1 protein-coding gene is annotated in these 1,939 nt (G+C 65.9%); it reads left to right on the forward strand.

Annotated elements, in window-relative coordinates; genetic code table 11:
- Positions 1 to 552: 552 nt before the first annotated feature.
- Positions 553 to 1,776, forward strand: coding sequence for a group II intron reverse transcriptase/maturase (ltrA, locus tag FMQ63_RS37060; protein ID WP_020479258.1), 1,224 nt, complete (start codon positions 553 to 555; stop codon positions 1,774 to 1,776).
- Positions 1,777 to 1,939: the final 163 nt, after the last annotated feature.

Below are 1,939 nucleotides of genomic sequence, written 5' to 3' on the forward strand. Positions count from 1 at the left end.
AACAGGTCAAGGCCGCATAGCTGGGGTGGCGCCGACAGGGGAGACCCCTGCGGTGAAGCCCACTGACAAAGCCCCGTTTCAGCGGGGTGAGCGAGTGCACGGGCCGTAACGGCGAGTGAATGCCCAGTCGAGGCCCCGTCAATTGATGCCTCCGGGTGCCGAGCCGCCACAACTACGGCGAAGGCAGCAGGGCGTCCCCGCAGAACGACCAGGGGGACGCACCACCCGGCGGGGTAGAGGGCGACGGCACGTGCACAAGGACATGAGTGGAAACAGGGAAGGGCTCCTCGTCCCGTGGAGAAAACCCGCGGAAGCAAGGTAGCCGTGGCGAGCCGATGAGGCGAAGCCCGGTGAAGGCGAGAGCCCGACGGATGGGGCCGTAGTAGCGACGAAGCGGGGTAATGCCCGTGGAGCGAAGGGCCCCTACCGGAGGTACTCCGAGCAGAGGAGCGAGGCGGGAGCGGGATGACAAAGCCCACCATCAGTCCGCAGGAACTCCGCGCGAGGATAGGCCATCGGGCGAAATCCGCCCCGACGCATCGCTTCTGGGGATTGTACGTCCACGTCCTCAAACCCGAAGTTCTCGAAGCCGCCTATCTGGAAGCCCGGCGCAACGGTGGGGCTCCCGGTCAGGACGGCATCACCTTCGAGCACATCGAGGAGCGCGGACGAGCAGGGTTCCTCGGTGCAGTCGCCGAGGAACTCCGCACGGGCACGTACCGCCCCAGACCGTACCGACGAAGAGAGATTCCGAAGGAGGGCGGCAAGGTGCGCGTCATCTCGATTCCGTCGATTCGAGACCGCGTCGTCCAGGGCGCCCTCCGGCTGGTACTGGAGCCCATCTTCGAGGCTGACTTCTCGGGCAGTTCCTTCGGGGCGAGACCGGGTCGGTCGGCGCATGAAGCCATCGACACCGTGCGCCAAGGGTTGCGACGGCGCAGGCACCGCGTAGTCGACGTGGATTTGAAAGCCTACTTCGACAGCATCCGGCATGCGCCGCTGCTGGAGCGGGTGGCACGAAGAGTCCAGGACGGCGAGGTGCTGGCGCTGGTGAAGCAATTCCTCAGGAGCACGGGGGACAGGGGAATCCCGCAGGGCTCGCCCCTGTCCCCGCTGCTGGCCAACATCGCGCTGAACGACCTCGACCATGTCCTGGACCGAGGACGAGGCTTCCTCACCTATGCGCGGTACTTGGACGACATGGTGGTGCTCGCCCCCGACTCCGAGAAGGGGCGGAGGTGGGCAGCACGGGCGCTGGAGCGCATCCGCCAGGAGGCGGAGGCACTCGGCGTGTCGCTCAACAAGGAGAAGACGCGGACGGTGACGATGACCGACCGCAACGCCTCCTTCGCGTTCCTGGGTTTCGACTTCCGCTGGAAGCGGAGCCCGAAGACTGGAACGTGGTACCCAAACACGAACCCTCGACGAAAGAAGGTCACCGAAGTTCTGCGCCGCGTGCGCCACGTCCTGCGGGACAGCCGAGCACTCGCAGTGCAGTCAGCCGTGGTGGAGGTGAATGCCATTGTCCGCGGCTGGGTGAACTACTTTCGGTGGGGCAACTCGTACCAGGCGCTCGACAGGGTGAAACACCACGTCGAACTCAAGGTGAGGCGGTTCGCGGCGAAGAGAGCGAAGCGAGGGGGCTTCGGTTGGAAGCGGTGGAGTAAGGACGTCGTGTACGGAAGCTGGGGGCTCTTTGATGACTACCGGGTGAGGTACTACGCCATCCTGAAAGCTGGCTCCCCGCCGAGCGGAAGCATAACCCCGGTGAGATGACGCCTTCGCGGTGAGCCGGATGCGGGAAACCCGCCTGTCCGGTTCGATGTGGCGGGGACCGGAGACGGAGTGATGGCGCGCTCTACACGGGCACGAAGCCGGAAACGGCGGATACGGCCAAGAGCAGCCTGCACACCACCGCGCCGGCCCCCGACCCGACCGC

It is taken from the genome of Myxococcus sp. CA005 (assembly GCF_006518205.1).
Lineage (GTDB): Bacteria > Myxococcota > Myxococcia > Myxococcales > Myxococcaceae > Myxococcus > Myxococcus xanthus.